This window comes from Streptomyces sp. NPDC043746 (genome assembly GCF_056436485.1).
In genome coordinates this window covers 12,595-33,248 of record NZ_JBWKCM010000033.1, presented here as the reverse complement: position 1 = coordinate 33,248, position 20,654 = coordinate 12,595, and the positions used below count along the sequence as shown (strand labels likewise).

At 70.1% G+C, this 20,654-nt stretch carries 20 protein-coding genes and 1 riboswitch; of the genes, 6 read left to right on the top strand and 14 right to left on the bottom strand.

Going from position 1 to position 20,654, the window contains the following annotated elements:
• Positions 1-12: 12 nt before the first annotated feature.
• Together AC0682_RS27290 and AC0682_RS27285 are read right to left on the bottom strand one after the other, a co-directional pair.
• Positions 13-1,380 (bottom strand): NYN domain-containing protein, encoded by a 1,368-nt coding sequence (locus AC0682_RS27290; RefSeq protein ID WP_254812713.1) that lies wholly within the window; start codon positions 1,378-1,380, stop codon positions 13-15.
• A 39-nt stretch (positions 1,381-1,419) separates the two neighbouring features.
• On the bottom strand, positions 1,420-1,662 hold the full coding sequence (locus AC0682_RS27285) for a hypothetical protein (RefSeq protein WP_015608051.1): 243 nt from the start codon (positions 1,660-1,662) through the stop codon (positions 1,420-1,422).
• Between the two features lie 194 nt (positions 1,663-1,856).
• Here AC0682_RS27285 and AC0682_RS27280 point away from each other — a divergent pair, with 194 nt between their 5' ends.
• Both AC0682_RS27280 and AC0682_RS27275 read left to right on the top strand, forming a co-directional pair.
• A complete protein-coding gene (locus tag AC0682_RS27280) occupies positions 1,857-2,609 on the top strand; it encodes a rhomboid family intramembrane serine protease (RefSeq protein WP_254812712.1) in 753 nt (250 codons plus the stop codon).
• A complete protein-coding gene (locus tag AC0682_RS27275) occupies positions 2,606-2,887 on the top strand; it encodes an Lrp/AsnC family transcriptional regulator (protein WP_003969641.1) in 282 nt (93 codons plus the stop codon). The genes AC0682_RS27280 and AC0682_RS27275 overlap by 4 nt, the downstream gene beginning before the upstream one ends.
• A gap of 64 nt (positions 2,888-2,951) precedes the next feature.
• Here the strand turns inward: AC0682_RS27275 and AC0682_RS27270 are convergent, their stop codons facing one another.
• From AC0682_RS27270 to ctaE, 6 genes are all read right to left on the bottom strand, one after another.
• A complete protein-coding gene (locus AC0682_RS27270) occupies positions 2,952-4,370 on the bottom strand; it encodes an aminotransferase class V-fold PLP-dependent enzyme (protein WP_478535729.1) in 1,419 nt (472 codons plus the stop codon).
• A gap of 209 nt (positions 4,371-4,579) precedes the next feature.
• A riboswitch (SAM riboswitch) is annotated at positions 4,580-4,697 on the bottom strand.
• Between the two features lie 85 nt (positions 4,698-4,782).
• Positions 4,783-5,850, bottom strand: coding sequence for an anthranilate phosphoribosyltransferase (trpD, locus tag AC0682_RS27265; protein ID WP_478535727.1), 1,068 nt, complete (start codon positions 5,848-5,850; stop codon positions 4,783-4,785).
• A gap of 123 nt (positions 5,851-5,973) precedes the next feature.
• Positions 5,974-7,620 (bottom strand): cytochrome bc1 complex cytochrome b subunit, encoded by a 1,647-nt coding sequence (qcrB, locus tag AC0682_RS27260; RefSeq protein WP_254812709.1) that lies wholly within the window; start codon positions 7,618-7,620, stop codon positions 5,974-5,976.
• Positions 7,617-8,669: a cytochrome bc1 complex Rieske iron-sulfur subunit gene (gene qcrA / locus AC0682_RS27255; RefSeq protein ID WP_254812708.1), complete on the bottom strand. Its 1,053-nt coding sequence runs from the start codon at positions 8,667-8,669 to the stop codon at positions 7,617-7,619. The genes qcrB and qcrA overlap by 4 nt, the downstream gene beginning before the upstream one ends.
• A complete protein-coding gene (gene qcrC, locus AC0682_RS27250) occupies positions 8,666-9,475 on the bottom strand; it encodes a cytochrome bc1 complex diheme cytochrome c subunit (protein WP_254812707.1) in 810 nt (269 codons plus the stop codon). Before qcrC ends, qcrA begins: the two co-directional genes overlap by 4 nt.
• A gap of 55 nt (positions 9,476-9,530) precedes the next feature.
• Positions 9,531-10,151 (bottom strand): aa3-type cytochrome oxidase subunit III, encoded by a 621-nt coding sequence (gene ctaE / locus AC0682_RS27245; protein ID WP_254812706.1) that lies wholly within the window; start codon positions 10,149-10,151, stop codon positions 9,531-9,533.
• 187 nt (positions 10,152-10,338) lie between these two features.
• On the opposite strand from ctaE, the gene AC0682_RS27240 reads away from it, so the two are divergent.
• A complete protein-coding gene (locus tag AC0682_RS27240) occupies positions 10,339-10,740 on the top strand; it encodes a DNA-binding transcriptional response regulator (protein ID WP_254812705.1) in 402 nt (133 codons plus the stop codon).
• A gap of 62 nt (positions 10,741-10,802) precedes the next feature.
• Here AC0682_RS27240 and AC0682_RS27235 read toward each other — a convergent pair whose 3' ends face one another.
• The 4 genes from AC0682_RS27235 to ctaC all read right to left on the bottom strand — a co-directional run bounded on the left by AC0682_RS27235 (position 10,803) and on the right by ctaC (position 15,280).
• Entirely contained in the window at positions 10,803-12,056 is a 1,254-nt protein-coding gene (locus tag AC0682_RS27235) for a L,D-transpeptidase (protein ID WP_254812704.1), read from the bottom strand.
• 127 nt (positions 12,057-12,183) lie between these two features.
• Positions 12,184-12,582, bottom strand: coding sequence for a cytochrome c oxidase subunit 4 (locus tag AC0682_RS27230; RefSeq protein WP_254812703.1), 399 nt, complete (start codon positions 12,580-12,582; stop codon positions 12,184-12,186).
• On the bottom strand, positions 12,579-14,315 hold the full coding sequence (gene ctaD, locus AC0682_RS27225) for an aa3-type cytochrome oxidase subunit I (RefSeq protein ID WP_478535724.1): 1,737 nt from the start codon (positions 14,313-14,315) through the stop codon (positions 12,579-12,581). Before ctaD ends, AC0682_RS27230 begins: the two co-directional genes overlap by 4 nt.
• Positions 14,312-15,280: an aa3-type cytochrome oxidase subunit II gene (gene ctaC, locus AC0682_RS27220; protein ID WP_254812702.1), complete on the bottom strand. Its 969-nt coding sequence runs from the start codon at positions 15,278-15,280 to the stop codon at positions 14,312-14,314. Before ctaC ends, ctaD begins: the two co-directional genes overlap by 4 nt.
• A 273-nt stretch (positions 15,281-15,553) precedes the next feature.
• On the opposite strand from ctaC, the gene AC0682_RS27215 reads away from it, so the two are divergent.
• Positions 15,554-16,936: an aminotransferase class V-fold PLP-dependent enzyme gene (locus AC0682_RS27215; RefSeq protein ID WP_478535723.1), complete on the top strand. Its 1,383-nt coding sequence runs from the start codon at positions 15,554-15,556 to the stop codon at positions 16,934-16,936.
• A gap of 8 nt (positions 16,937-16,944) precedes the next feature.
• Here AC0682_RS27215 and AC0682_RS27210 read toward each other — a convergent pair whose 3' ends face one another.
• A complete protein-coding gene (locus AC0682_RS27210; protein WP_478535721.1) occupies positions 16,945-17,919 on the bottom strand; it encodes a carbohydrate kinase family protein in 975 nt (324 codons plus the stop codon).
• A gap of 156 nt (positions 17,920-18,075) precedes the next feature.
• Between AC0682_RS27210 and AC0682_RS27205 the strand changes: the two genes are divergently transcribed.
• Together AC0682_RS27205 and AC0682_RS27200 are read left to right on the top strand one after the other, a co-directional pair.
• The gene (locus tag AC0682_RS27205; RefSeq protein WP_478535720.1) at positions 18,076-18,273 is read left to right on the top strand and encodes a hypothetical protein; all 198 of its coding nucleotides are present in this window, start codon (positions 18,076-18,078) and stop codon (positions 18,271-18,273) included.
• Positions 18,274-18,697: 424 nt separating this feature from the next.
• Complete coding sequence (locus AC0682_RS27200) at positions 18,698-20,131, top strand: hypothetical protein (RefSeq protein WP_478535719.1); 1,434 nt, start codon at positions 18,698-18,700, stop codon at positions 20,129-20,131.
• Positions 20,132-20,220: 89 nt separating this feature from the next.
• Here the strand turns inward: AC0682_RS27200 and erpA are convergent, their stop codons facing one another.
• Positions 20,221-20,577, bottom strand: a complete 357-nt coding sequence (gene erpA, locus AC0682_RS27195; protein WP_018486704.1) for an iron-sulfur cluster insertion protein ErpA — start codon at positions 20,575-20,577, stop codon at positions 20,221-20,223.
• Between the last annotated feature and the right edge of the window lie 77 nt (positions 20,578-20,654).

Genomic DNA, 20,654 nt, shown 5'->3' with positions numbered 1-20,654 from the left:
CATGCCGAACATTCAGCCCTGGACGCGCGAAAGCCGCTTGAGGAGCAAGACGGACGCGACGGGCCGGGCCCCGGCCTTGGCCACCCCGTCGGCCACCTCACGGTCGGTGGAGACGACCACCACGGGCCTCCCCGGGGGCTCCGCGCGGGCGAGTTGGCGGATCAGCTCGTCCGCGGTGACCCCCGCCTTGCTGAACAGCACCCGTACCCCTCGCGGCGGGGCGAGCAGCACCGGCGCGGCCAGTTCGGCGCCGTCGAAGACACAGGTCACCTCGGCGCCGGACTGGGCGGCCAGCATCGACAGGCCGCCCAGCAGCCGCAGCCGCTGCTTCTCCAGCGGCATCTGCGGATAGCCGGTCTTGGTGACGTTGTAGCCGTCCACGATGAGGTGGGCCTGCGGGAGCGCCAGCAGCTGGTCGAGCAGCGCCGGATCCGTCTCGGAAAGCGCCCTGGCGGCGATGTCCTTGGGGGACATCCGGCCCGGCTCCACCGCGTCCACGCTGTCGGCCGGGCGGGTGGTCACCGGGGGCAGGGCCAGTTCGCGCCGGAGCCCCGAGGCCGCGTCCAGCACGGTGTCCAGCAGCAGCCGCAGCCGCATGTCCTCCACCGAGCGGCCCTCGCGGGCGGCCCGCCGGCTCGCCTCCAGGGCGGCCTCGGCCTCCCCCAGCCGCCCCTTGAGACGACGCGACTCGCTCTCGGCGGCGGAGAGCTGGGCCGCCGCCTCGGCCCGCTGGGCGTCCGCTTCGGCGGCGGCGCGGCGCAGGGCGGCCTCGCCGCGTTTCACCTCGCTGAGCGCGGAGCGGAGCTTGCGGTGGAGCGACTCGGACTCCTTTCGGGCCGTGTCCAGCTCGGCGCGGAGCCGCTCGGTCTCGGCGCGGGTGTGAGCGCGCGCCCGCTCCAACTCCTCGCGAAGCTGGGCCAGTTCACGCCGGGTCTCCTCGTCCACCCGTTCCGCGTCGGCCCGCTGGACCTCCTCGCCGGCCGCCTCGACCAGCTTGACCCAGCCCACCGGCCGCAGCACGTAGGCGGCGGCCGCCACGTCGACCGGGTCGGCGGCGGCGGGCGGCGCACCCGCCTCCAGCGCACCGGCCAGCTCCGGCTGGGAGTGGCTCAACCGCTCACCGATGCGCCGCCGGAAGAGCGGGTCGCTCTCCAGGGCGGCGGCCATCGCGTTCCCGGCGAACTTGGCCCGCCGGGTGGGGGTGAACCGGGCATACTGCCGCAACTGGGGGGGCAGTTCGGTGACGGTCAGCCCGCCGAAGGCCTCCGCGACCAGGGCGACGACCCGTCGCCGTACGCCTTCGGGCAGCGGGCGGTCGAGCGCCTCTGCACCGCCGTCGGCCGCATCGGCCGGTTCGGCGCCGCTGGTCGGCTGTTCCACCGTCCGTCACCCCATAGATATGTCTGTCGGTGCGCTCCCTTAGGAGGCGGCACCCGGCCTGTCCACCAGTTCGATCTGGTCCACCGCGTTGCACCAACGACAGCGGACCGACTCGATGGTCTCACTGACCACCTCCCGCTCCTCGACACTGGACTCACCGGCCAGGTCGAGATGGACGTACTCCACGACCTTGGAGGACCGCGTCACGTCGAAGCGCGTGAGGTTGCCGCACAGAGTGCAGCGCCAGCGGGTCCCGTCGGTCGGCAGGGGAACCGTCGTCATCGTTGCGTCCTCTTTCGTCGTCTGCCGGAGACCGCGCCGGGCGCGCCGCCGCGTCTCTTCCTGTCCTACGTCAAGGATCTCGCGGTGCGCCGTCGAACTGCGGAAGTCCTGGCGTAACCCTACGGCCTCGCGTATAGGCATCGGCACGGCGAGGCGCTCCGTCCCGTTCTCCTCCGGTACGTCATGCTCTGTACATGATCGACGTACGGCGGTTCGCCCGGTGGGCCACGGGCGGGAAGGCCCGGGAGCGGGCGGCGGGCGGGGCGTCGGTGACCTACGGGCTGATCGCCCTGTGCGGCGCGATCTTCCTGATCAGCCCGCTCTCCGGGTTGGGCGGCGCCTCCTACGGCAGCCAGGACGCGCTGCTCGCCGCGCAGGCCGGGTACTTCGAGCGGTGGGGGGTGATCCCGGCCGAGCTGTGGAAGGGCTCGCCCCGCGCCCTGCTCACCCCGTTCACCGCGCTGTTCGTGCACGGCAGCTGGCTGCACCTGCTGGGCAACCTGCTCTTCCTGTACGTGTTCGGGGCGATGGCCGAGGAGCGGATGGGCCGGGTGCGGTTCGCGCTCTTCTACGTGGGGTGCGGCTATCTGGCGCTGGTCTGCTATGCGGCGGCGCACGCGGACTCGCAGCAGACCCTGGTCGGTGCGTCGGGCTCGATCTCGGCGGTGCTCGGCGCCTTCCTGTACCTCTTCCCGAAGGCCCGGGTGACCAGCCTCTTCCCGTTCCTCTTCTTCCTGCCGCTGCGCTTCCCGGCCTGGATCGTGCTGGTCTTCTGGTTCGGACTCCAGTGGGCGGCGGCCCAGGCGGCGGACGCGGGGCCGGGGGTGGCGTACCTGGCGCACGTGGCGGGGTTCGCGGCCGGGTTCCTCTGCGCCTGGGTGGGCTATGGGCGGAGAGCTAGAGTGAGGCTTCCAGCCACGGCGACCGAGGGAGACAGACAGCCGTGATCACCGCGATCGTGCTCATCAAGACCAGCGTGGACCGGATTCCGGAGATCGCCGAGGCCATCGCCGCGCTGGACAGTGTCAGCGAGGTCTTCTCCGTCACCGGCACCTACGACCTGATCGCCATGGTCCGGGTCGCCCGCCACGACGACCTGGCCGATGTCATCCCGGGCCGGATCAGCAAGATCCCGGGCGTCGAGGGCACCGACACCCATGTGGCGTTCCGTACGTACTCCCAGCACGACCTGGAGGCGGCGTTCGCGATCGGCCTGGACGCGTAGGACGTACGCACGTCGGCCGGGGACGGGCAGCGCGCCCGTACCCGGCCGAAGTGGTTCTCACGCCTCAGACCTGCGCGGCCTCGCCCCGGTCCGGGACGCAACGGCCGTCCTCGGTGCGGTACTTCCACTGGGCGCCCTCGCGGACCAGCTCGGAGACCGCGCGCAGGAACCGCTCGATGTGCTCGTCCGGCGTACCGGCCCCGAAGCTGACCCGGATGGCGTTGAGCGAGCGAAGCGAGGAGGGGGTCCCCCCGGCCGAAGGCTGGGGGAGCTCGCCCGGCTCGGCCTCGGGGGCGCCGCACTCCCCCGGGTCCTGCGGGTCGCTGCCGAGCAGGGTGCGCACCAGCGGGTGGGCGCAGAAGAGGCCGTCGCGGACGCCGATGCCGTACTCGGCGGAGAGGGCGGCGGCGAAGTGCGAGCTGTTCCAGCCGCGCACCACGAAGGAGATGACCCCGACCCGGGGCGCGTCGTCCCCGAAGAGCGAGAGCACCTGGACCTCGGGCACCTCGGCCAGCCCCTCGCTGACCCGGCGCACCAGCTCCTGCTCCCGGGCCACCAGCGTGTCGAACCCCGCCTCGGTGAGGGCCTTGCAGGCGGAGGCGATGGCGTAGACGCCGATCACGTTGGGCGAACCGGCCTCGTGGCGGGCGGCCGTGGTGTGCCAGTCGACGTCCACGCCCCCGTCCGCGCGCCGGGCGACCCTGCGGGAGGCGCCGCCGCCGGCCAGGTAGGGCTCGGCGGCCTGGAGCCAGTCGGCGCGGCCCGCGAGGACGCCCGAGCCGAAGGGCGCGTACAGCTTGTGGCCGGAGAACGCGACCCAGTCGACGTCCAGTTCGGCGATGTCCACCGGATGGTGCGGGGCGAGCTGGGCGGCGTCCAGGACGATCCGGGCCCCGTGCGCGTGCGCGGCGGCGGCCAGCTCCCTCACCGGCCAGAGCTCACCGGTCACGTTGGAGGCACCGGTCACGCAGACGAGGGCCGGGCCGTAGGGGTCGCGGTCCGCGAGCGCCCGCTCCAGGGTCTGGACCGCCTGGCCCGGGGTGCGGGGCGCGTCGAGGTACGTGACCCGGGCGTCGCGCCAGGGCAGCAGGGAGGCGTGGTGCTCGGTCTCGTACACGAAGACCTGGCAGCCGTCCGGGAGCGCGGCGGCCAGCAGGTTGAGGGAGTCGGTGGTGGAGCGGGTGAAGACGACCTGGTCGTCGGCGCGGCAGCCGAGGAACTCCGCGACGGTGCGGCGGCTGCTCTCGAAGAGGTCGGTGGAGAGCTGCGAGAGGTAGCCGGCACCGCGGTGGACGCTGCCGTAGTACGGGGCGTACGCGGCGACGTCGTCCCAGACCCGCTGGAGGGCCGGGGCGCTGGCGGCGTAGTCGAGTGCGGCGTAGGCGACTTCACCACCGGTGACGAGCGGAACAGTGACATCCTGCCCCAGAACAGGCAGCGGGGCACAAACCGACGAGTCGATGGCAGCGGTGGAGACAGACATGGCGAACTCCCGTACGAGGCAGGCGAAATCCGTGCGCCGGCGGAAACGCGGCAGCGCTGGAGAGGGGTGGGGAAAGAGGGTGCGCGGAAGAAGGGCTATCAGCCCAGGGCACGGAGAAGCCCTGGGACGAGCCCTAGCGCATTCGCTTGCTCACAAGAGGCTCCCTAGGGACCAGGACCCCGGGGGCTGACGTCCACTGGACGCCGAGGGGCCCGCGCTTGCCGCAGACCTCGCTGCCTGCGGCCTGGTCTTCACCCGGGGCACCCCGCCACGGACGGAGGGTTGCCGGACAGCGGGCCGGGGCCGTAGTCGCTGTCACTCATGACCTGCGCAGCATCTTGCCATACCTACGGGGACGCGCAAGGGCGCGGTCCGGATGCCGGACCGCGCCCCGCGTCACACTCCGCGTGCCTCAGGCGTTACTGGCCGCCACCCAGCGCTCCAGGGCGTGCTTGGCCGCACCGGAGTCGACGGCCTCGGCGGCGACCTGGATCTGCGCCGCGATCCGCTCGGTCAGCGACCCACCGGTCCCCGGGTCGAGCGCGACGAGCGCCGCCGCCGCGTTGAGCAGCACCGCCTCCCGTACCGCGCCGCCCTCGCCGTCCAGCAGGCGGCGGGCCACATCCGCGTTGTACGAGGCGTCGGCGCCGCGCAGCGCCTCCACGGGGACGATGTTCAGCCCGACGTCGCGCGGGTCGAAGGGCTCCTCGCGCACCCCCCCGTCGCGGACCACCCAGATCCGCGAGGTGGCGGTGGTGGTCAGTTCGTCGAGCCCGTCGTCGCCGCGGAAGACGAGTGCCGAGTTGCCCCGCTCCGCCAGCACGCCCGCGACGATGGGCGCCATCCGGGCGTCGGCCACCCCGATCGCCTGGGCGCGCACCTGGGCCGGATTGGTGAGGGGGCCCAGGATGTTGAACGTGGTCTGCGCGCCCAGTTCCTTGCGGGCCTTGGCGGCGTACCGCAGGGCGGGATGGAACTTGACGGCGAAACAGAACGTGATGCCCGCAGCCTCGGCGACCTCCACCACCCGCTGCGGGGTCAGCTCCAGGTTGACGCCGAGCTTCTCCAGGACGTCGGAGGAGCCGCTCGCGGAGGAGGCGGCCCGGTTGCCGTGCTTGACGACCTTGGCACCGGTACCGGCGATGACGATCGCCGCCATGGTCGAGATGTTGACGGTCTTGGCGAGGTCGCCGCCGGTGCCGACGATGTCGACGGTGCGGCCGGGCACCTCGATGGTGTTGGCGTGCGCGTACATCGCGCGTACCAGCCCGGTGACCTCCTCGACGGTCTCGCCCTTGGCCCGCAGCGCGACCGCGAAGCCGGCGATCTGCGCGTCGGTGGCCTCGCCGCTCATGATGCGGTCCATCGCCCAGGCGGTCTCCTCGGAGGAGAGGTTCTCGCCGCGCAGCAGGGGGTTCAGCAGGCCGGGCCAGGAACGGTCCGCCACGCTGTCGCCGCCGCTCGGGGTCACAACGTTCATGGTCCGCTCCAGGGGGTCCACAGCCGGGAAAGATACGGCTCCACCCTATCCAGCCGCCGGGACCGCGAAGAGCCCCGTCCATCGGATGGACGGGGCTCCCGCGGTGGCGATCAGTTCAGGTGATCAGTGGTGGCCGTGGCCCTCGGTGATCTCCTTGTACTCCTCGGCGGTGGGCTTGGCGATCTGGTTGTTCTCGCCGTAGTAGCCCTTGCTGAGCTTGGCCCGGACCTTCTGCAGTACGGGGATCTTACGCTTGACGCCGTTCTCGTCGACCTCGGGGCCGAGTTCGAGCGGCTTGTACTGGTGGTGCTGGGTGAGCGTGTGCAGCTTCTCCTGGGAGAGCGGCTCGTGGACCTCCACGAACTCACCGTGCGGCAGGCGCTTGATGATGCCGGTCTCGCGACCGTGCAGCACCTTCTCCTTGTCGCGGCGCTGGAGGCCGAGGCAGATCCGCTTGGTGACGATGAACGCGATGACCGGTCCGACGAAGAAGAAGATCCGGACGAACCAGGTGATGGCGTTGATCGACAGGTGGAAGTGCGTGGCCCACAGGTCGTTACCACCGCCGACGAGGCCGATGAAGTACGCCGTGATCCAGGCGACGCCGAGGCCCGTACGGGTCGGGGCGTTGCGCGGGCGGTCCAGGATGTGGTGCTCGCGCTTGTCCCCGGTGATCCAGGACTCGATGAACGGGTACACCGCGGGCAGGGTGAGCACCAGGCCGAAGCCGACCAGCGGGATGAACACGCCCAGGTTGAGCGTGTAGCCCCAGAAGACGATCTCCCAGCCGGGCATGACACGGACCAGCCCCTCGGCGAAGCCCATGTACCAGTCGGGCTGGGCGCCGGTGGACACCTGGTCCGGGCGGTACGGTCCGAGCGCCCAGATCGGGTTGATCGTGGCGATGGCCGAGATGATCGCGATGATGCCGAAGACCAGGAAGAAGAAGCCTCCGGCCTTGGCCATGTAGACCGGCAGCAGCGGCATGCCGACGACGTTCTTGTTCGTCTTGCCGGGGCCCGGGTACTGCGTGTGCTTGTGGAAGACCACCAGGATGAGGTGGGCCACCAGCAGGCCGAGCATGATGCCCGGAAGCAGCAGGATGTGGATCGAGTAGAACCGGGCCACGAAGTCGTGGCCGGGGAACTCGCCGCCGAACAGGAACATCGAGATGTACGTACCGACGATCGGCACGGACAGGATCGCGCCCTGGGTGAAGCGGACACCCGTACCGGAGAGCAGGTCGTCCGGGAGGGAGTAGCCGGTGAAGCCGGTGAACATGCCGAGCACGAAGAGCAGGAAGCCGAAGACCCAGTTGATCTCGCGCGGCTTGCGGAAGGCGCCCGTGAAGAAGACGCGCATCATGTGCACGAACATCGCCGCGAGGAAGATCAGCGCGGCCCAGTGGTGGATCTGCCGGACGAGCAGACCGCCGCGGACCTCGAAGCTGATCTTCAGCGTGGAGGCGTAGGCCTCCGACATCAGGATGCCCTGCATGGGCTCGTACGGGCCGTGGTAGACGACCTCGTTCATGCTCGGCTGGAAGAACAGCGTCAGGTACACACCCGTGAGGATGATGATGATGAAGCTGAAGAGGGCCACTTCGCCGAGCATGAAGGACCAGTGGTCCGGGAAGATCTTGCGCATGTTGGCCTTGGCCAGGCCGTAGATGCCCAGTCGGCCGTCGGCCCAGTCGGCGACCCGCTCGCCCGCGGGTGCCTTGCGCTGTCCCGCCTGGTCGGCGGGCGGGGTGGTGGTCGCAGTACTCATCCGCGCTCCCAGAAGGACGGACCGACGGGCTCGTCGAAGTCACCGAGCGCCTCGAGGTTGCCCTCGCTGTTCACGCCGATCCGCAGCTGCGGAAGCGCGTGGCCGGCCGGACCGAAGATGACGCGGGCGCCGTCGGAGAGGTCGAAGGTGGACTGGTGGCACGGGCAGAGCACGTGGTGTGTCTGCTGCTCGTACAGGCTGATCGGGCAGCCGACGTGGGTGCAGATCTTGGAGAAGGCCACGATGCCCTCGTGGGCCCAGTCGCGCTGGCGCTTGTCCTTGATGTCGTCCGGCTCGATGCGGACGATCATCAGGGCGGCCTTGGCGATCTGCGAGAGGAAGTCGTGCGACTCCTCCTCCAGGCCCTCGGGCTTGGCGAAGGTCAGCGATCCCACGGGGACGTGCTCCGGACGGAGCGGCTCGCCGGTGTTCATGTTGACGAGCAGCTTGCCCTTGGCCCACATGGTGGTCCGGAGCTTCTTCTCCGGGAGCGGACCGAGGTCGCGCAGCAGCACCACACCGGAGAGCGGCACCAGGGCCAGCGCACCGAAGAGGGTCGTGCGGATGAGCTTGCGGCGGCCGATCGCGGACTCCTCGGCACCGGCCTTGAAGTCGGCGAGGACCTTGGCCTTGACCTCGGGGGCCGCCTCGATCGGGTGGCGCTCGTCGGCGACCTCGACGTCGGACATCAGGGTGCGCGCCCAGTGGACGGCACCCGCGCCGATGAAGAAGAGCGCGAAGCCGAGCGTCAGCCCCAGGGAGAAGTTGAGGGGGCTCACGTGGCCGAAGGGCCAGATGTAGACGATCTTGTCCACGGGGAAGATGACGTACGACGCGATGAAGCCCACCGTCGACAGCATCGAGAGCGTGAACATGAACGCGACGGCCCGCTCGGAACGGTTCGCGGCGCGTTCGTCGATGTCCTGGATACGCGGCTTGTGCGCCGGCAGCCCGGGGTCGGCGAACGGGTCGTCCGTACCCTCCACCGCGCCGTGCGCGGTCTCCTGCACTACGGGCAGGTTGTCTTCTGGAATCTTTTGGCTACTCATGACTTCTTGGCCTTAGCGGTGTGGGCCGCGACCCAGGCGGCGGCTGCGACGAGTGCGCCCAGCCCGAAGATCCAGGCGAAGAGCCCCTCACTGACCGGGCCGAGACCGCCGAGGGCGAGACCGCCAGGACTCGGCGTCTCATCACCGTTCACGGACTTGATGTACGCGATGATGTCCTTCTTCTCCTGCTCCGGCATGATCGTGTCGGGGAAGGAGGGCATGGACTGCGGGCCGGTCTGCATGGCCTCGTAGATGTGCTTCGGGCTCACGCCTTCGAGGTCCGGGGCGTACTTGCCGTTGGTCAGCGCACCGCCCTTGCCCGTGAAGTTGTGGCACTGGGCGCAGTTGTTGCGGAACAGCTCGCCGCCCTTGGCGATGTTCGCGCCGGCCGGGTCGACCTGCTTGTCGGTCGGCGTGATCGGACCGGCGCCGAGCGACGCGACGTACGCCGCGAGCTGGTCGATCTCCGCCTGGCTGTAGATCTTCTTCTTCTTCGGTACCTGGGCGCCCGGCTGCTGCGCGGGCATACGGCCCGTACCGACCTGGAAGTCGACGGCGGCGGAGCCCACGCCCACGAGGGACGGCCCGTCGGTGGTGCCCTGACCGCCGGTCCCGTGGCAGCTGGCGCAGCCCACGGTGTAGAGCTTCTTCCCCTCGTCGATGGCGAGGGACTGGGCGGTTTCGTCGGCCTGCGCCTTACCCGCAGGCGCGAACGCGGCGTACAGCCCCCCGGTAGCCGCCAGCGCGAGGAGTAGTACGACGACCGCCGCCAGCGGATGGCGTCGTCGTGCGGAGAGCTTTTTCACGGATTACCCCGGTGTCAGGATCTTCTGCGTCGATGGTGGGTGGGTGCGAGCCCGGTTACTTGATCATGTAGATCGTCGCGAACAGACCGATCCAGACCACGTCCACGAAGTGCCAGTAGTAGGACACGACGATGGCCGCGGTGGCCTGGTCATGGGTGAACCTCTTGGCCGCGTACGTCCTGCCGAGGACCAGCAGGAAGGCGATGAGACCGCCCACCACGTGCAGGCCGTGGAAGCCGGTGGTCAGGTAGAACGCCGAGCCGTACGGGTCGGAGGAGAGGGAGAGCCCCGCCTCCTTGACCAGCTCCACGTACTCCAGGACCTGGCCGCCGATGAAGATCGACCCCATCACGAACGTGACGATGAACCAGGTGCGGAGCTTCTTCACGTCGCCCCGCTCGGCGGCGAAGACGCCGAGCTGGCAGGTGAGTGAGGAGAGCACCAGGATCGTGGTGTTCGAGGCCGCGAACGGGAAGTTCAGGTGACCGGCCATCTCCTTCCAGTATTCGGGTCCCATCACCGATCGAAGGGTGAAGTACATCGCGAAGAGGGCCGCGAAGAACATCAGCTCGGAACTCAACCAGATGATGGTTCCGACGCTGGTGAGGTTCGGCCGATTGACCGACGGGTGCGCGTGCCCGGTTTCTACTGTCGTTGCTGTCGCCACGACCGACATTATGTCGGTCGCTTATCCCGCCCTCACTCCGGGGGGTGCCGTTCGGTGTGTCAGCGGTGTGTGTCCTGCCCGAACGGCCCATCGAATCGGTGTCCTTACCGGTGCTGACGGCGGGTCGGGCGGAGTACGATCCGCGCATCGGTTCATGCCCCGAGAGCCCCGAAGACACAGATGTCACGGAGGAACAATGCAGGCGACCGCCACGGTCCTGGTCTACAGCGACGACGCCAACATCCGCGAGCAGGTGAAGCTGGCGGCCGGCCGCAGGCCCGCCGCCGACGTGCCGCCGGTGCGGTTCCTGGAGTGCGCGACGCTTCCGGCCGTGCTGGCGGCGCTGGACGCCGGCGGGGTCGACGTCTGCGTGCTGGACGGCGAGACGGCCCCCGTCGGGGGCATGGGCGTCTGCCGGCAGATCAAGGACGAGATCTTCCACTGCCCCCCGGTCCTTCTGCTGATCGGCCGCCCGCAGGACGCGTGGCTGGCCACCTGGAGCCGTGCGGAGGCCGCGGTGACGCTGCCGGTGGACCCGGTGGAGTTCTCCGAGGCCCTGGCGGCGCTGCTGCGCGCCCGGCTCTCCGTGGAGGCGTGAGCGGCCCCCGCGGACATGTGAGGAGCGCCCCGCGGTGCGGGGCGCTCCCCTTCTGCGCGCGGTCAGACATGGGGCCGCAGCCGGGCCGCCTGGAGCGTCTGCGGGCTGTCCGGCACCCCCTCGTTGAGGGCGCTGCCCTGCTGCCACTTCTCCCAGGAGAGGTTCCAGTCGCCGAACCCGTTGTCGAACGGGGTCATGGTCTCCCCCGCGCTGCCGACGACCTTGACGATGTCGCCCTGGCGCACGGTGTCGAAGAACCAGGCGGCGTTGCTGGTGCTCATCCCGGTGCAGCCGTGGCTGACGTTGGCGTACCCCTGGGAGCCGACGGACCAGGGCGCGGCGTGGACGTACTCACCGCTCCAGGTCACCCGTGCGGCGTAGTAGACGGGCAGGTCGTACGACTCCGAGGAGCCGGCCGCGATGCCGATGCTCTCGCCGCGCATCCGTACGTAGTACTCCTTGGCGAGCACCACCTTGACGCCGTTGCGGGTGGAGAAGCCGGGCTTGCCGGTGGTGACCGGAATGGTGTTGATCACTTCTCCGTTGCGCAGGACCGTCATGGTGTGGGTCGAGGCGTCGGTGAGGGCCTCGATCCGGTCCCCGGTGGTGATCTTGAGGGGCTTGGCCTCGGCTCCGTAGAGGGCGTTGGTCACCTTGATGCCCGCCAGGTTGGAGCGGACCTCGATGGTGGCGTTGGCGGGCCAGTACTCCTGGGGGCGGTAGTGCAGCTTCTTGTCGTCGACCCAGTACCAGGAGCCGGAGGCGGCCGGGGTGGAGCGGACCTTCAGGGCGCGCTCGACGGTGGCCCGTGAGGCCTTGTCGGTGACCGGAGCGCTGAGTTCCGCCGTGATGGGCTGTCCGACGCCGTAGGTGCCCGCCTGGGGGCCGAAGGAGACCTTCAGCAGCTTCTTGGGCGAGGAGGTCTCGAAGGAGAGCGTACGGGCGCCCGGAGCGCCGTCCTGGTTCTCGGTGGAGACCCTGACGGTGTATCCGGTTCCGGCGGCCAGCGGGGCGGTGGAGCGCCAGCGGCGGCCGTCGGCGGAGAGCTCGCCCGCCAGGTGGCGGCCGCCGGTGTCCACGGCGCTGACGTCGGTGATGCGGCTGTCGTCACCCTTGACGGTGACTTCCAGCGGCTTGTCGGGGTCGGCCTTCTCGTTCTTGGAGGGGCCGTTGAAGGAGACCTGGTCCCCCGCGTCGTACGGCTTCGTCGACAGCGGATGTCCGTCGGAGCCGCCACAGGCGGTCGCACCCGCGCCGAGGGTCACGACCAGCAGAGTGCAGCTCACTACGGTGCGGATGCGCGGCGTGTGGTTCATGACCTCACGCTAAGAAGATTCATCCGATCCAGCGCGTCCAATGCCTCCGAACGAGCGAGGGGCCCGCGTCGCTTGCTTGCGACGCGGGCCCCTCGTGGGGTAGTGCGGTGGCACCCTCAGGCGGGTGTCACTGGGTGCGGTTCTCTCCGCGGTAGTACTCGAAGACCCAGCCGAAGAGGCCGATCAGGAGCAGCGGGGCGGAGAAGTACAGCAGCCACCAGCCGAAGACGACGCCCATGAAGGCGAAGGCTCCACCGACCGCCAGCGAGAGCGGCTGCCAGCTGTGCGGGGAGAAGAACCCCAGCTCGCCGGCCTCGTCGGCGACGTCCGCCTCCTTGTTGTCCTGGGCCATGGCGTCGACCCGGTTGGCCGTGAAGGCCAGGTAGAAGCCGATCATGACCGAGAGCCCGAAGGCCAGGAAGAGGGCCGTGGTGCCGATCGGCTCCTTGGACCACACGCCGTAGACGATGGCCATGCCGAGGATGAAGACGCTCAGCCAGATGAACATCTGTCCCTGGATCTTCACTTGCCTGCCTCCTTGCCGCCGGCGAGGGCCTTGTCCGACTCGGAGTGGTGCCCGAGCTGTTCGAGCGCCGCGATCTCCGGGTGGTGCAGGTCGAACGCCGGGGATTCGGAGCGGATCCGCGGCAGGGTGAGGAAGTTGTGCCGCGGGGGCGGGCAGGAGGTCGCCCACTCCAGCGAACGGCCGTAACCCCAGGGGTCGTCGACCTCGATCTTCTTGCCGTACTTGGCGGTCTTCCAGACGTTGTAGAAGAACGGCAGCATCGACAGGCCGAGCACGAAGGACGCGATCGTGGAGATCGTGTTCAGCGCGGTGAAGCCGTCGGCGGCGAGGTAGTCCGCGTAACGACGCGGCATGCCCTCGGCACCGAGCCAGTGCTGCACCAGGAAGGTGCCGTGGAAGCCGACGAACAGCGTCCAGAAGGTGATCTTCCCGAGCCGCTCGTCCAGCATCTTGCCGGTGAACTTCGGCCACCAGAAGTGGAATCCGGAGAACATCGCGAAGACCACGGTGCCGAAGATGACGTAGTGGAAGTGCGCGACGACGAAGTACGAGTCCGAGACGTGGAAGTCCATCGGGGGCGAGGCCAGGATGACGCCGGTCAGACCACCGAAGGTGAAGGTGATGAGGAAGCCGACGGCCCAGAGCATCGGGGTCTCGAAGGACAGTGACCCCTTCCACATCGTGCCGATCCAGTTGAAGAACTTCACACCGGTCGGCACCGCGATGAGGAATGTCATGAAGGAGAAGAACGGCAACAGCACGCCGCCCGTCACGTACATGTGGTGCGCCCACACCGTCACCGAGAGACCGGCGATGGCGATGGTCGCGGCGATCAGACCGATGTAGCCGAACATCGGCTTGCGGCTGAATACCGGAATGACCTCGGAAATGATGCCGAAGAACGGCAGGGCGATGATGTACACCTCTGGGTGTCCGAAGAACCAGAAGAGGTGCTGCCAGAGCAACGCGCCGCCATTGGCGGAGTCGAAGATATGCGCACCGAACTTACGGTCCGCCTCCAGCGCGAAGAGCGCGGCGGCGAGAACCGGGAAGGCCAGCAGGACCAGGACACCGGTCAGCAGGACGTTCCAGGTGAAGATCGGCATGCGGAACATCGTCATGCCGGGTGCGCGCATGCAGATGATCGTGGTGATGAAGTTGACCGAGCCGAGGATCGTGCCGAAGCCCGAGAAGGCCAGACCCATGATCCACATGTCGGCGCCGATGCCCGGCGAGCGGACCGCGTCGTTCAGCGGCGCGTAGGCGAACCAGCCGAAGTCGGCGGCGCCCTGCGGCGTGAGGAACCCGGCCACCGCGATGAGCGAGCCGAAGAGGTACAGCCAGTACGCGAACATGTTCAGCCGCGGGAACGCCACGTCGGGCGCCCCGATCTGCAGCGGCATGATCCAGTTGGCGAACCCGGCGAACAGCGGCGTCGCGAACATCAGCAGCATGATCGTGCCGTGCATCGTGAACGCCTGGTTGAACTGCTCGTTCGACATGATCTGCGTGCCGGGACGAGCGAGCTCGGCGCGCATGAAGAGCGCCATGAGTCCGCCGATGATGAAGAAGGCGAACGACGTGACCAGGTAGAGCGTGCCGATCGTCTTGTGGTCCGTACTGGTCATCCACTTGACGACGACATTGCCCGGCTGCTTGCGCCGGACCGGCAGCTCGTCCTCGTACGAGTCGTCTGCCGGTGCGGCACCCTGAGGTTCGTTGAGGATGCTCACAGTTGCTTCTTCTCCGCATTCCTGGCCGGGTCGGTCTGCTCGATGCCTGCCGGCACGTAGCCCGTCTGACCCTTCTCAGCCAGCTCCTTGAGGTGCTGCTGGTACCGCTCCGGGGAGACGACCTTGACGTTGAAGAGCATCCGGGAGTGGTCGACGCCGCAGAGCTCGGCGCACTTGCCCATGAAGGTGCCCTCCCGGTTGGGAGTGACCTCGAAGACGTTGGTGTGGCCCGGGATGACGTCCTGCTTCATGAGGAACGGCACCACCCAGAAGGAGTGGATGACGTCACGCGAAGTGAGGACGAAGCGGACCTTCTCCCCCTTCGGCAGCCACAGGGTCGGACCCGGGTTGCCGTTCTGGGGGTTGCGGGTGCCGGGGATGCCCGCGTCGTAGACGCCGGTGGCGTCCGCGGGGAAGTCCTTCTGGAACTTGTCGGGGATGGCCGAGAGCTCCTTGGGGACCTCGTTGCCCGCTGCGGGCTGGCCTTCCACCTTCTCGATGTAGTTGAAGGCCCAGCTCCACTGGTAGCCGACCACGTTGATGGTGTGGGCCGGCTTGTCGGAGAGTTCGAGGAGCTTGGACTCATCGCGCGCGGTGAAGTAGAAGAGCACCGAGACGATGATGAGCGGAACCACTGTGTACAACGCCTCGATGGGCATGTTGTACCTGGTCTGCGGAGGTACCTCCACCTTGGTCCGGCTACGCCGGTGGAAGAAGACGCTCCAGAGGATCAGTCCCCAGACAAGGACACCCGTGACGAGCGCTGCCGCCCACGAGCCTTGCCAGAGGGAGAGGATCCGAGGGGCCTCTTCCGTCACCGGGGTGGGCATACCGAGGCGGGGGAAATCTTCCCAGTTGTATGAACAACCGGAGGCCGTCGCCAGGACCAGGCCCGCAGTCAGCACCTGCGGCAGCTTCCGCCGCATCGGGCGCCGCGACGAGCGGTCGGAGCCGTTGGGACTCACGTAGCGCCTTCCCGAGAGTCTCGCCCGCACGGGCGGCGCGCCCGTCTCGCTTGGTCGGTCGCCGTCCCTGACGCGGGCAGGGGTTTGGATGTTTATGCGGACCAAACCCTACTGGACGCTATTTGGGGTCGCGCGGGGAGGGTGCCCAACGCGCCGCCCGACTCCCCGAAGGGGTGGAATCCGAGCCTCCGGCCATCATCTGACACCCCGCTAGGCCAGGCGGTCGGGCAGCCGGGCGCCCGGGCGGGAAGCGGTGCGGGCTAGCGTGGCGGTGTGCCCTACTTCGACGCCGCCTCCGCCGCCCCCCTGCACCCCGTCGCACGCCAGGCGCTGCTTGCCGCGCTGGACGAGGGGTGGGCCGACCCCGCCCGGCTCTACCGCGAGGGGCGGCGGGCCCGGCTGCTGCTGGACGCCGCCCGGGAGGCCGCGGCGGACGCGGTCGGCTGCCGTCCGGACGAGCTGGTCTTCACCTCTTCGGGGACCACCGCCGTCCACGCGGGAGTGGCCGGCGCTCTTTCGGGGCGTCGGCGTGTCGGGCGCCATCTGGCCCTCTCGGCCGTCGAGCACTCCTCCGTACTCCATTCGGCGGCGGCGCACGAGGCGGCGGGCGGGACGGCGACCCAGGTGCCGGTGGGGCGCTCGGGGGCGGTGGACCCGGGGGCCTACGCCGGGGCGCTGCGGGCCGACACCGCGCTGGCCTGCCTCCAGTCGGCCAACCACGAGGTGGGGACCGAGCAGCCGGTGGCGGAGGTGGCCGCGCTCTGCGCCGAGGCGGGGGTGCCGCTGCTGGTGGATGCCGCCCAGTCGCTGGGGTGGGGTCCGGTGGCGGGCGGCTGGTCGCTGCTGACGGCGAGCGCGCACAAGTGGGGCGGCCCGGCCGGGGTGGGGCTGCTCGCGGTACGGAAGGGGGTGCGGTTCGCGCCGCAGGGCCCGGCCGGGGAACGGGAGTCGGGCCGGGCGCCGGGGTTCGAGAACCTGCCGGCGATCGTGGCGGCGGCGGCCTCGCTGCGCGCGGTACGGGACGAGGCGGCGGCCGAGGGGGTGCGGCTGCGGGCGCTGGTGGACCGGATCCGCTCGGCCGTGGCCGAGCGGGTGGGCGATGTGGAGGTGGTCGGCGATCCGGAGCGGCGGCTGCCGCATCTGGTGACCTTCTCCTGTCTCTATGTGGACGGAGAGACCCTCCTCCACGAGCTGGACCGGCACGGGTTCTCCGTGTCGTCCGGTTCGTCCTGTACGAGCAGCACGTTGGAGCCGAGCCATGTGCTCAAGGCGATGGGCGTGCTCTCGGAGGGGAACGTGCGCCTCTCGCTGCCGCTGGGCACGGCGGAGGCGGACGTGGACCGCTTCCTGGAGGTGGTGCCCGGGGTGGTCGCGGAGGTGCGGGAGCGGCTCGGCGCCCCGGTGCCGGCGCCCCCCTCCGCCGCTCCGGCCCGGTCCCTGGTGGTCGACGCGCTGGGTCGGCGCTGCCCGATCCCGGTGATCGAACTCGCAAAGGTGATCGAGGAGGTACCGGTGGGTGCCACGGTGACGGTCCTCGCGGACGACGAGGCGGCCCGGCTCGACATTCCCGCCTGGTGCGAGATGCGCGAGCAGGAGTACGTGGGCGAGGAGCCGGCGGACCGGGGGTCGGCCTATGTGGTCCGCCGGCTCAGCTGACCGGTGGGCTACTTCAGGTGCTGCTGGACGTCGGCGGCGGCCTCGTGGCCGTACGCCTTGGTGAAGCGGTCCATGAAGTGGGTGCGGCGCAGGGTGTACTCCTGGGTGCCGACCGTCTCGATGACCAGCGTGGCGAGCATGCAGCCGACCTGGGCGGCGCGCTCCAGGCCGACGCCCCAGGCGAGACCGGAGAGGAAGCCCGCGCGGAAGGCGTCGCCGACACCGGTCGGGTCGGCCTTGGCCTCCTCCTCCGGGCAGCCGACCTCGACGACCGGCTCGCCGGCCTTCTCGATCCGGACACCGCGGGAGCCGAGGGTGGTGACCCGGTGGCCGACCTTGGCGAGGATCTCCTCGTCGCTCCAGCCGGTCTTGGACTCGATGAGCCCCTTCTCGTACTCGTTGGAGAAGAGGTACGTGGCGCCGTCCAGCAGGATGCGGATCTCCTCGCCGTCCATGCGCGCGATCTGCTGGGAGAAGTCGGCGGCGAACGGGATGTTCCGCGAGCGGCACTCCTCGGTGTGGCGGAGCATCGCCTCCGGGTCGTCCGCGCCGATCGAGACGAGGTCGAGCCCGCCGACCCGGTCCGCGACGCTCTTCAGCTCGATCAGGCGGGCCTCGCTCATCGCGCCCGTGTAGAAGGAGCCGATCTGGTTGTGGTCGGCGTCGGTGGTGCAGACGAAGCGGGCGGTGTGCAGGACCTCGGAGATCCGGACCGAGCCGGTCTCCACGCCGTGCCGGTCGAGCCAGGCGCGGTACTCGTCGAAGTCGGAGCCCGCGGCGCCCACGAGGATCGGCTTCGTGCCGAGCAGCCCCATGCCGAAGCAGATGTTGGCGGCGACACCGCCCCGGCGCACATCGAGGTTGTCGACCAGGAAGGAGAGGGAGACCGTGTGCAGCTGATCCGCGACCAGCTGGTCGGCGAAGCGGCCGGGGAAGGTCATGAGGTGGTCGGTGGCGATGGAGCCGGTGACTGCGATACGCACGGGGAGGCTTCTCCTGCGGAAGGCGAAGGGCCGAGGTGCGCCCTCCGGGACGGCGTGACAGTTCACGCTACCGGGTGACCCCTCCGGCCGGGAAAAGGGAAAACTACCCGATAGTAGGGCTTTCTACCTGAGCGTGACCGTGGTTACGGTGCGGTTATGTCGAAGCACACCGCAACGCGGGAGTCCGAAGTGAGCCTGGCCGAGCTGCGCGGGGACTGCGCGCGCATGGCCCCGCACTGGGCCGCACCCGAGAGGACCGTGGTCACGCCGGTCGAGCCGTCGCTGATCCACGGGGTCACGGTGCCGCCCGCGTCGGCGCGGCTGGTGGACGCGATGTCCGAGTACGGGGACTGAGCAGGGCCTACGGACGTCGGGTCCGGCCGTCGGGGCCCGGGCAGGCCCTACGGGTCCGGCTCCGGCCCGCGGGCGCCGGGTACGGCCCGCAAGGACCGGGTACGGCCCGCCGCGGAGGCTGATCCGGGCCGGATCCGCAGGCTCGGTCCGGCGGCCGCACCCGCCGTCCGGAGCCGGTCGGCCGGGCCTGCCGAGGCCTTCGGGCCGGTCCCCGGCGCCTACCGGCGCGTCTTCGGCGCGTTTCCTCGCGTTTTCGGCGTGAACCGCTCGCGTTTCGGTGGGAACCGTACAGGGAGACGCCCCGTTCGGCGGTGCGCGGGAGCCCCTGGGGAACCGCTCGCTCCTCCGCTCCGTCCCACCGGTGTCCCCGTCCGGGGGCACGCGGTAGTGGACGCGACGGCAACGCAGTCGAAGGAGCGATCCGGTGAGCACCGAGCGACCCGACAACGACGTGACCGGCCCCCGGCGGCGGCGTACGCCGCTCGCGGTGGCCTCGGTGGCGGCAGCGGTGCTGCTGGCCGGGGGCGGCGGGGCCTACTGGGCCGCCACCGCCTCCGGTGGCGGCGCGGCGGACAACGGCGGGAGCCCCTCCCGCGACGCGGCCCCCGTGCTGGCGCTGGACGCCGCCGAGGCCGCCCCGGCCACCCCCGGCGACCCGAGCACGCCTCCCCCGGGCATCGCCCCGGGCGAACCGGACCCGAACGGTCCGCCGGCGGTCTACCGGGCGGAGGGCAAGCTCCCCGAGGGCCCCGACAAGGCGGCGGTGCACCGCGCGACGGGCACGGTCGCCCCGGGGGAGGTGGCCCGGCTGGCGGAGGCGCTCGGCATCCCGGGGACCCCGCGGACCGCGGGCGCGTCCTGGGTGGTCGGTGACGAGGACGGGCCCGGTGCGCTGCTGAAGGTCACCAAGCAGGCTCCGGGCACCTGGACGTTCGCCCGCACCACGCCCGTGGAGCCGTGCGAGCCGGGCAGGATGTGCGCCAACCAGGGCGCGCCGGAGGCGGACGGGAAGCCGGTGAGCGAACAGGCCGCGAAGGCCGCCGCCGCGCCCGTGCTGAAGGCCGTCGGCCAGGAGGACGCGTCGCTGGACGCGGCCCAGCTGATGGGGGACGTACGCGTGGTGAACGCGGATCCCAAGGTGGACGGGTTGCCCACCCACGGCTGGACGACCGGGGTGCAGATCGGGCCGGACGGCGCGGTGGCCGGGGGCAGCGGGCAGCTCAAGGCCCTGGAGAAGGGTGCCACCTACCCCGTGATCGGGGCCGAGGCTGCGCTGAACCAGCTCAACGAGGCGGGCCGGGCCAAGGGGGAGGCGAGCCGGGACATCGGCGGCTGCGCCACTCCCGTACCGCTGGAGGGCGAGCCGAAGCCGACCGACCCGCAGTGCGTGCCGTCGAACGGCAAGCGCGCCCCGGTGCAGCACACGGTCGAGGACGCCGTGTTCGGGCTGGCCCTGAGCTATGTGGAGGGCCGGCAGACCCTCGTGCCGTCGTGGCTGTTCCAGGTCCGGCAGGGGTCGGGTGGCCCGGAGAGCACGGTGACGCAGATCGCGGTGGCGCCGGAGTTCGTCGAGAAGCCCGCCACGCCGACGCCCTCGGGCGACCGGAAGGCGACCTCTTACGCGGCCGACGGCCGGACGCTGGAGGTGACCTTCTGGGGCGGGGTGTGCTCCACCTACACGGCGAGCGCCGAGGAGAGCCCGGGGCAGGTGCGGATCACCATCACGGAGAAGCCGCAGAAGGACGGCGCCTGCATCATGATCGCCAAGGAGCTGAAGCGGACGGTGACGCTGGAGAAGCCGCTGGGCGACCGTACGGTGATCGACGCGGAGAGCGGGGCGACGGTGCCGCGCGGCTGAGCATGGCGTGAACGCACGGAACACACGAGGGCGGCCCCGGGAGAGGATCCCGGGGCCGCCCTCACACCTCGTACGCGCTCTCGCAGCGTTTAGCTGAACGAGTCGCCGCAGGCGCAGGAGCCGGTGGCGTTGGGGTTGTCGATCGTGAAGCCCTGCTTCTCGATGGTGTCGACGAAGTCGATGGAGGCGCCGCCCAGATACGGGGCGCTCATCCGGTCGGTGACGACCTTGACGCCGTCGAAGTCCTTGACGACGTCCCCGTCGAGCGAGCGCTCGTCGAAGAAGAGCTGGTAGCGCAGGCCCGAGCAACCGCCGGGCTGGACGGCTACGCGCAGCGCCAGGTCCTCGCGGCCTTCCTGCTCCAGCAGGGCCTTGACCTTGGCTGCGGCGGCGTCGGACAGGAGGATGCCGTCGCTCACCTTGGTGGTCTCGTCCGATACGGACATCTGCTTCTCTCCCGGGTTGTTCGGACTGCTTGCCGACGGTTCAACCGTCTCAGCCGCGGATTCATTCCGGGCCAAGC